This is a genomic window from Limnohabitans sp. Hippo3 (assembly GCF_003063665.1).
Taxonomy (GTDB): Bacteria; Pseudomonadota; Gammaproteobacteria; order Burkholderiales; family Burkholderiaceae_C; genus Limnohabitans_A.
Genome location: NZ_NESF01000006.1, coordinates 133,854 through 141,679, shown reverse-complemented (window position 1 = coordinate 141,679; position 7,826 = coordinate 133,854). Strand labels below are relative to the sequence as shown.

10 protein-coding genes are annotated in these 7,826 nt (G+C 63.3%); 5 read left to right on the top strand and 5 right to left on the bottom strand.

Annotated elements, in window-relative coordinates; translation table 11 throughout:
* Positions 1-211: 211 nt before the first annotated feature.
* Positions 212-952 carry an SOS response-associated peptidase gene (locus tag B9Z34_RS08985; protein WP_108427773.1) on the bottom strand — a complete coding sequence of 247 codons (741 nt, stop codon included), beginning with the start codon at positions 950-952 and terminating at the stop codon, positions 212-214.
* Between the two features lie 58 nt (positions 953-1,010).
* Between B9Z34_RS08985 and B9Z34_RS08980 the strand changes: the two genes are divergently transcribed.
* From B9Z34_RS08980 to B9Z34_RS08970, 4 genes are all read left to right on the top strand, one after another.
* Complete coding sequence (locus tag B9Z34_RS08980; protein ID WP_108427786.1) at positions 1,011-1,541, top strand: pseudouridine synthase; 531 nt, start codon at positions 1,011-1,013, stop codon at positions 1,539-1,541.
* An 87-nt stretch (positions 1,542-1,628) separates the two neighbouring features.
* Positions 1,629-2,267 carry an NAD(P)H-dependent oxidoreductase gene (locus B9Z34_RS08975; RefSeq protein WP_108427772.1) on the top strand — a complete coding sequence of 213 codons (639 nt, stop codon included), beginning with the start codon at positions 1,629-1,631 and terminating at the stop codon, positions 2,265-2,267.
* 125 nt (positions 2,268-2,392) lie between these two features.
* On the top strand, positions 2,393-2,533 hold the full coding sequence (locus tag B9Z34_RS14625; protein ID WP_019427071.1) for a hypothetical protein: 141 nt from the start codon (positions 2,393-2,395) through the stop codon (positions 2,531-2,533).
* Positions 2,534-2,573: 40 nt separating this feature from the next.
* Entirely contained in the window at positions 2,574-3,263 is a 690-nt protein-coding gene (locus tag B9Z34_RS08970; RefSeq protein WP_108427771.1) for an RluA family pseudouridine synthase, read from the top strand.
* A 4-nt stretch (positions 3,264-3,267) separates the two neighbouring features.
* On the opposite strand, the gene B9Z34_RS08965 is transcribed toward B9Z34_RS08970, so the two are convergent.
* Positions 3,268-4,167, bottom strand: coding sequence for a DMT family transporter (locus tag B9Z34_RS08965; RefSeq protein ID WP_146179628.1), 900 nt, complete (start codon positions 4,165-4,167; stop codon positions 3,268-3,270).
* 120 nt (positions 4,168-4,287) lie between these two features.
* On the opposite strand from B9Z34_RS08965, the gene B9Z34_RS08960 reads away from it, so the two are divergent.
* A complete protein-coding gene (locus B9Z34_RS08960) occupies positions 4,288-4,578 on the top strand; it encodes a 2Fe-2S iron-sulfur cluster-binding protein (protein WP_108427769.1) in 291 nt (96 codons plus the stop codon).
* A gap of 80 nt (positions 4,579-4,658) precedes the next feature.
* On the opposite strand, the gene ntrC is transcribed toward B9Z34_RS08960, so the two are convergent.
* Genes ntrC through B9Z34_RS08945 form a run of 3 tightly spaced genes read right to left on the bottom strand, consistent with a single transcriptional unit; the run spans position 4,659 to position 7,821 of the window.
* Positions 4,659-6,212, bottom strand: a complete 1,554-nt coding sequence (gene ntrC / locus B9Z34_RS08955; RefSeq protein ID WP_108427785.1) for a nitrogen regulation protein NR(I) — start codon at positions 6,210-6,212, stop codon at positions 4,659-4,661.
* 35 nt (positions 6,213-6,247) lie between these two features.
* The gene (gene glnL, locus B9Z34_RS08950) at positions 6,248-7,312 is read right to left on the bottom strand and encodes a nitrogen regulation protein NR(II) (RefSeq protein WP_108427768.1); all 1,065 of its coding nucleotides are present in this window, start codon (positions 7,310-7,312) and stop codon (positions 6,248-6,250) included.
* Positions 7,309-7,821: a hypothetical protein gene (locus B9Z34_RS08945; protein ID WP_108427767.1), complete on the bottom strand. Its 513-nt coding sequence runs from the start codon at positions 7,819-7,821 to the stop codon at positions 7,309-7,311. The genes glnL and B9Z34_RS08945 overlap by 4 nt, the downstream gene beginning before the upstream one ends.
* Positions 7,822-7,826 lie beyond the last annotated feature (5 nt).

Below are 7,826 nucleotides of genomic sequence, written 5' to 3'. Positions count from 1 at the left end.
AGCTGCCAGTCCTCATCGAGGCGAACAAATTCCGACGGCTGCACCGAGCACTCCATGGCCTTCTCCTTCCATACGCAATGGAGAAGAGCATATCTCAAATTGATATTTTAAGTTAGCGCATATGCGCATGCGCGGGTATGACAGTGAAAGGCGGCTATGACGTTTCTAGGCGGGTATGACAGTTCTAGGAGGGCACGACAAAGAACGGGGCTTATTTTTTCTGCACCGGGTTGGCCAGCAGCAGGTTGGCCGGGTAGGCGCGCATGAACTCGCGGGCTTTGTCTAGGGGGGCGTTGAGCCAGGCGCCGTAAGCGCCTTCGTTCAGGATGGCGGGCATGCGTTTTTCGTTGCCGTTTTGGCCATAGCGGTTCATCAGGGCGTGGCTGTTGGCGTTCACCGTGAGCAGGGTGAAGCTGATGATTTCTTCACCCTCTTTGGCCCAGCGCTCCCACAAACCTGCCACGCCCATAGGCTGGCCGTCCACGCGGGCGATGCGGGTAGGCACGGCTTTGCGGCTGCGCCAGTCGTCTTCAAAAAACGCCTGCATGGGGATGATGCAGCGCTGGCCTTTGAGCCAGGTCTCCCGCGTGGCCGTGGCGGTACTCATGGTTTCATAGCGCGTGACGGCCAACTTCGTGGACCGGAGTTTGGCGTCTGACGCCGACTTGACCCAGGTGGGCACCAGACCGAATTGGCCTTGGGCCAGCTCCATGACCAACGGGCAGGCGGGGGCGACAGGCGCTGCCACCTCGCAAGCGGGTTCAGCGTTGGGTTCAGCACCGGGTTCAGCAGATGGCTCTGCGGCGGGCTGCCCGGGCACAAACGCCTTGCGGATGAAAAACCCCGGCTGGCGCGGCCAGACTTCTTTGCCCAACAGGGCTTCGGGCGGGGCGATGCCAAAGGCCTCGGCGTACAGGTCGGGGCTTTTCAGGCATTCGTATTGGGTGCTCATGCGGTCGATGCTAACCGACCTGATACGCTCAGCGCTCGATAACAAGACGTGCTTGCCCATGCTGATCCGTTTCAACAAGCCCTATGGCGTGCTCAGCCAGTTCACCCCGGAGGGGCGCTGGCAGGGGCTCAAGGACCACATCGACCTGCCGGGGGTGTATGTGGCCGGGCGGCTGGACGCCGACAGTGAAGGTTTGCTGCTGCTGACCGACGACGGGAAGGAGCAGGCCCGCATTGCCGACCCGCGCTTCAAGATGGAAAAGACCTATCTGGTGCAGGTGGAGGGCGTGGTGAGCGACCAGGCCCTGACCACCTTGGCCCGGGGCGTGACGCTGAACGACGGCCCCACCCTGCCCGCCCGCGCCCGCTCGGTGGAGCCGCCAGCCGACCTGTGGCCGCGCCACCCGCCGATTCGCGAGCGGCAGAGCATCCCTACATCTTGGCTGGAGCTGAGCATCCGCGAGGGCCGCAACCGCCAAGTGCGGCGCATGACTGCGGCCGTGGGCTTGCCCACGCTGCGGCTGATACGAACCGCCATTGGGCCTTACAAGCTGGATGGCCTGCCCACGGGCACCTGGCAGCAAGTCTGAGCCCGGCGCAGTGGCTTGCGCCAACGCGACGCCAATGCCCCGCGTCTTCCTGCACAATCGCGCATCTTTCAATCCAACGGAATCCCCATGTCTGACTTGCTGAACAAACTCGAATGGCGCTACGCCTGCAAAAAAATGGACCCGACCAAGGTGGTGCCCCAAGACAAAGTGGACCGCATCGTCGAAGCCGCCCGCTTGGCCCCGACCTCCAGTGGTCTGCAGCCCTTCGAAATCATCGTGGTGACCAACCCCGCCGTGCGCGAGCAGATCAAGCCCAAGGCCTGGGGCCAGGCCCAGATCACCGACGGCTCGCACCTGCTGGTGTTTGCTGCGTGGGACAACTACACGGCCGAGCGCATCAACATGATGTTTGACCTGACCAACGCACAACGCGGCGGCACCAACGAAGGCTGGGAAAACTACCGCCAGATGTTGCTCAAGAACTACCCCGCACGCACGCCCGAGGTGAACTACGAGCACGCTGCACGCCAGGCCTACATCGGCTTGGGCGCAGCCTTGATCGCTGCGGCTTTTGAAGAAGTGGACGCCACGCCCATGGAAGGCTTTGACCCCAAAGCGGTGGACGAGATCTTGGGCCTGAGCGCCCGCGGTCTGCGCAGCGTGGTGATCGTGCCCCTGGGTTACCGCGCCGCTGAAGGCGACTGGCTGGCCAACCTGAAAAAAGTGCGCCGCCCCACTGCCCAGTTCGTGACCGAAGTCAAATAAAGTCGCAGCGCACCTGCCGCTCTTGAAGCGTCAGGTGCCGCCCCCCCACAAAGCCGCAGATCCTGCGGCTTTGTGCTTTAACATCAAGGACTTCCCGAACCGGGATGTCTATCCAAGGAACTCTCATGGCCAAAGGCGAACAACGCAGCAACAAAATGGCCAAGAAGCCAAAGAAAGACACCTCGCCCCCCAAGACGTTCACATCAGACCGCCCCATGGCCCCGTCCACCTTTGTGGCGCCGCGCGGCAAAGTCAAGGACAAGTGATTTTTCCTGCCGAGCGCTCTGCGCGCCCGGCCCGCCCTGCATGATCCCGATCCACGAAGACGAGCACCTGCTGGTGCTGGAAAAACCCAGCGGCTTGTTGTCGGTGCCCGGTCGCGGCCCGGACAAGCAAGACTGCTTGTCCAAACGGGTGCAAGACCGCTACCCCGAAGCCCTCATCGTCCACCGCCTGGACCAGGACACCTCAGGCCTGCTGCTGATGGCGCGGGGCATTGAAGCCCAGCGCCGCCTCAGCAAACTATTTGAAACCCGCCAGGTCAAAAAACGCTACGTGGCCGTGGTCGCTGGGCAGCCAGAACAAACCCAAGCGGCTGTGGTGCCCGACGAAGACGGCTGGCGCACCATCGACGGCCCGATCCTGCTCGACTGGGAGCGCCGCCCGCTGCACATCATTCACCCCGACGGCAAAGCCAGCCGCAGCCGCTGGCGCGTGCTGCAAAGCAGCCACAGCGACAGTTTCAGCGCCAGCCTGATCGAGCTCGAACCCATCACAGGCCGCACCCACCAGCTGCGCGTGCACCTGCAAAGCATTGGCCACCCCATGTTGGGCGACTCACTGTACGCGCCGCCCGACATCAAGGCGCTGAGCCCGCGCTTGTTGCTGCACGCGCAAGAGCTGGCCTTTGTGCACCCGTTCACCGATCAAGCTTTGGCATTCAAGGCCCCGGTCGAGTGGTCGGCCACGTCACCTTTCATCGCCCCCCAACCCTGAGCGTTCAGGTTTTGTCCGAGCCCTGGATGCGGCCCGACACCACACCGCATAACACCACCAGGCCCATGCCCGTGAAAGCCAAGGCATCAGGGATGTGGTCAAACAGCCACCACCCCATGAGCGTGGAAAAGCCCACCCCGGTATAAAGAAAAGGCGAAACGACCGAGGCCGGAGCTTTGGAAAAAGCCACGATCAGCAGGTATTGGCCCAGCGTTGCGGCCAGGCCTACCAAGAGCAACAGCGCCCACTCGTTCAGACTTTGCGGCGTGACCCAAGCGTTGAACACCAACACCGTGCTCACCGCCCAGCCCACCCAGCCTGTGTAGAGCTGCATCACGGCCGGGTCTTCGGTGCGCGTCATGTGGCTGGTCACGGCCTGGAACACGGCATAAGTCAGCACCACCGTGAGCGCCATCCAGCCGACCGAGCTGTCGACCTGCCCACCCGGGCGGATGACCAGCATGGCCCCGATCAAGCCGCCCACCACCATGAGCCAGCGCAGCAACGAAACCTGCTCTTTCATGACAAAGCGGGCCAGCGCCGTGAGCACCAAAGGCGCGAGCATGACGGTGGCGGTGAACTCGGCCACAGGCATGCGCTGCAGGCAATAAAAAGCCAACAAGCTGCACGACACCATGAGCAAGCCGCGCAGCAACTGCCAGCGCAGCTTGTCGGTGCGCCACATGGCACGCCCCCGCACCGGGGCCAGCACCACTGTGGTGCCCAAAGCCTGCACCGCATAACGAAACCACAGCACCATCAAAGGCGTGACGCTGAGCATGACCCATTTGCTGGTGGCGTCGCTGAAGCTCAGGCTGGCCATGGCCAGCACGGCGAAGACAATGCCGGGGCCCATCCAGCGGGTTGGGGAAGATGTTCGGGGCTGATGCAGTGGGTGATTCACGGGCAGCGAAATGTTCTGTGAACGGCCATCTTGGCACACCTCGCCGCCCAGGGCTGTCGCGCAAGGCAAACCTGTACAAGCGCCTTACCCCATGGAGCCAAGCCACTACACTCGCCCACCATGTCCCAAGAAATCCCTTTTTTCAATGGCCGCATCGCGCCCGATGGCGGCAGCTTTGACGCCTGGAAAACACAGAGCCTGCTCGACTCGCTGGAGCAAGGCGGCTTGCAGTGGCCCAGCTCCTGCAGATCAGGTACGTGCCGCACCTGCATCGGTCAACTGGTCTCGGGCCAGGTGCACTACGAGATGAAATGGCCCGGCCTGACCGCCGAAGAAAAAGCCGAGGGCTGCGTGCTCACCTGCGTGGCCAGACCCCTAAGCGACGTGGTGCTGCAAGACCCTTTTGCCTGACCGCCGGGCCAGTGCCGAGGCACTCGCCCAGGCAGGCATGGATCCCGGATCAAGTCCGGGATGACAGACGGGGAAATAGTTCAAGCGTCGTCCAGGCCCAGCTCCTGGATTTTTCGGGTGATGGTGTTGCGGCCGATGCCCAGTTTTTGCGCGGCCTCGATGCGGCGGCCGCGCGTGGTGGTGAGGGCGGCCTCGATCAGTTGGCGCTCAAAGCGGCGGGTCAGCGCATCCCACACATCGGTGTGACCCGCGTTGAGCAAGGCCAGCGCTTCCTGTTCCAGGCCAAGCTCCCAGCCCATGGCGGCAGTGCTGGCGGCGGTGACAGACCCCGCTTCGACCGAACCCAAGGTTGGCGGCGATGGGGCCCCAACCTGGTCGCTGACATGCTGAGCGGCATCCAGCGCTGAAAAGCTGGCGTGGGGCGTGGCCATGCCTGAGGGCAAAGCAGCTGGCTCGGCGGCTGCGCCGGGGCTTTGCTGCACTTCGGGCGGCAAGTCCTTGACTTCAATCACCTGCGCCGGGGCCATCACGGTCAGCCAATGGCAAATGTTTTCGAGCTGGCGCACATTGCCCGGGAACTGGAACTGGACCAGGCGCTCCAGCGCCGCATCTGAAATGCGCTTAGGCTCCACGCCCAGTTGTTGGGCGCTACGCTGCAAAAAGTAGCGGGCCAAGGCGGGCACGTCTTCGCGCCGCTCGCGCAGTGCGGGCAGGCGCAGGCGAATCACATTCAGGCGGTGGTACAGGTCTTCGCGGAACACGCCTTCCTTGACGCGCTGCTCCAGGTCCTGGTGGGTGGCGGCGATCACCCGCACATTGGCCTTGACGGCGCTGTGGCCACCCACGCGGTAGAAGTTGCCGTCCGACAGCACGCGCAGCAAACGCGTCTGCAAATCAAAGGGCATGTCGCCGATCTCGTCCAGAAACAGCGTGCCGCCATCGGCCTGCTCAAAGCGGCCCCGGCGCGAGGCCTGCGCGCCCGTGAACGCACCGCGCTCGTGGCCAAAGAGTTCGCTCTCGAGCAGGTCTTTGGGAATGGCGGCGGTGTTGATGGCGACAAAAGGCTGGTTGGCGCGGGGCGAGTGTTTGTGCAGTGCGTGCGCCACAAGCTCTTTGCCCGAGCCCGACTCGCCCGTGATGAGCACCGTGACATGGCTTTGCGCCAGACGGCCGATGCCGCGGAACACGTCCTGCATGGCCGGGGCCTGACCCAGCATCTCAGGCGCATCGTCCATTTTTTCTTCGGCCACGTCTTCGCGCTGGCTCTCGCCCACGGCGCGGCGGATCAGCTCCACCGCCTTGGGCAAGTCAAAGGGCTTGGGCAGGTACTCGAAGGCCCCGCTTTGGAAAGCCGACACCGCGCTGTCCAGGTCAGAAAACGCTGTCATGATGATGACGGGCAACCCGGGCATGCGCTGCTTGATGGCAGCGAGCAAATCCAGCCCCGAGCCGCCGGGCATGCGGATGTCGCTGACCAGCACCTGCGGGCCGTCGCTCTCCCCTTCGGCCTCCAGCGCCTTCAGCACCTCCCGTGGGTTGGTGAAGCTGCGGGTGGGCAGTCCCTCGCGCAGCAGTGCTTTTTCAAGCACAAAGCGGATGGATTGGTCATCGTCTACGATCCAGATCGGCTTCATCAACGTGGCGCTTTCTGTGGTCACTCTTGTGTGCATTAAGGCAACGGAATCAAAATCTTGAAGTCCGTACGACCGGGCTCGCTGTCACATTCGATCATGCCGTGGTGCTGTTGCACAAAGGTTTGCGCCAATGTCAGCCCCAGGCCCGAGCCGCCTTCGCGCCCCGAAATCAACGGGAAGAAAATGCGGTCCTTGATCGAGTCTGGAACACCAGGCCCGTTGTCCATCACATGCAATTCCAATGCCAGGCGGTAACGCTGCTTGCCAAACGTGACTTGGCGCAAGATCCGGCTCTTGAGCGTGATCTGTGCATCGCCCTGTGCGATGCGCTCTTGCAGGGCCTGCGCCGCGTTGTGCGCGATGTTGAGCACCGCCTGAATGAGTTGCTCGCGATCACCCCGGAACTCGGGGATCGAGATGTCGTAGTCGCGCACCACCTTCAGGCCCTTGGGAAACTCGGCCAGGATCAGGGCGCGCACCCGCTCGCACACCTCGTGGATGTTCACATCGCTCACCACATGGGGCCTGCGGTGTGGGGCCAGCAAGCGGTCCACCAGCGTCTGCAGGCGGTCGGCTTCGTGGATGATGACCTGCGTGTATTCGGTCAAGTCCTTGCTGTCCAGCTCCATCTCGAGCAGCTGAGCCGACCCCCGGATGCCGCCCAGCGGGTTCTTGATCTCGTGCGCCAGGTTGCGGATCAGCTCCTTGTTGGCCTGGGCCTGCTCGGACAGGCGGTCTTCGCGCTCCTGGCGGGTTTGCTGCTCCACAGGCAGCAGCTCGACGATCACCTCATGGGGCTGGTCCGACGGGGCGACGATCACGTGCACAGGCAGCGGATCTTCGTGGTGCAGTCGGCGCAACTGGGCTTCGTAACGCAGCGCGGCAAACTCGTTGGACTGGGCCCCGGACAAAGCCGCAATCAGAGGCTGTGGGTCCACAAAATAGTCGGGCAGATGCGTGTCGTACAGCGTGCGTCGGGACATGCCCAAGGCGTCTTCGAGCGCTGCATTGACAAAGCGCACACGGCCCTGGCCCTGCAACACCGCCACAGGCGTGGCCAACAAGTCAAAAGCCAGAAATCGGGCAACGGGTACGGTCATGGTTTCACGCTTCTCTGGGCCAACTCACGTTGCAAGCTGTCGATGTCACGCGCAGCGCGGTCGATGGCGGCTTTGAGCGCTGCCACACGCTCATGGTCTTGCAGGGGGGCGGCGTGTTCGGGCGAGAGCTGGATGGGGGTCCCTTGCTTGTACGCTTGCACCCAGGTTTGGTGCTGCTTTTGCACCCGCTCCAGCTCCTGGACCAAAATGGTGCGTGCCTGCGCATCGCGCTCGGTTTGCCGGGTGGTGCTGGCGCGTGGGGGCTCGGCTTGGGTGCTGCGCGACTCGTCCGGTGCCTGGCTGTCGGCGCTTGTCTTGACGGGCACCGCTTGGGGGCGCACCCCGGGGATGACCGTGATGGTCTGTTCAGCGAGTCGCTCACAGCGGGACACGTCGCGCGGGGCGTTGGTGTATTCCTGACCACAGCGGTAAATGGCCTCCTGAGTCAGTCCACTCTGGCACCAGGCGGCAGCCGACACCACGAGCAGACCCTGACGCAGGGCGTGCATAAAAA

What these genes read in the sequence shown, in the direction of transcription:
- B9Z34_RS08985 (WP_108427773.1), bottom strand. Translation starts at nt 952, where the DNA reads ATGAGCACCCAATACGAATGCCTGAAAAGCCCCGACCTGTACGCCGAG.
- B9Z34_RS08980 (WP_108427786.1), top strand. Translation starts at nt 1,011, where the DNA reads ATGCTGATCCGTTTCAACAAGCCCTATGGCGTGCTCAGCCAGTTCACC.
- B9Z34_RS08975 (WP_108427772.1), top strand. Translation starts at nt 1,629, where the DNA reads ATGTCTGACTTGCTGAACAAACTCGAATGGCGCTACGCCTGCAAAAAA.
- B9Z34_RS14625 (WP_019427071.1), top strand. Translation starts at nt 2,393, where the DNA reads ATGGCCAAAGGCGAACAACGCAGCAACAAAATGGCCAAGAAGCCAAAG.
- B9Z34_RS08970 (WP_108427771.1), top strand. Translation starts at nt 2,574, where the DNA reads ATGATCCCGATCCACGAAGACGAGCACCTGCTGGTGCTGGAAAAACCC.
- B9Z34_RS08960 (WP_108427769.1), top strand. Translation starts at nt 4,288, where the DNA reads ATGTCCCAAGAAATCCCTTTTTTCAATGGCCGCATCGCGCCCGATGGC.
- ntrC (WP_108427785.1), bottom strand. Translation starts at nt 6,212, where the DNA reads ATGAAGCCGATCTGGATCGTAGACGATGACCAATCCATCCGCTTTGTG.
- glnL (WP_108427768.1), bottom strand. Translation starts at nt 7,312, where the DNA reads ATGACCGTACCCGTTGCCCGATTTCTGGCTTTTGACTTGTTGGCCACG.
- B9Z34_RS08945 (WP_108427767.1), bottom strand. Translation starts at nt 7,821, where the DNA reads ATGCACGCCCTGCGTCAGGGTCTGCTCGTGGTGTCGGCTGCCGCCTGG.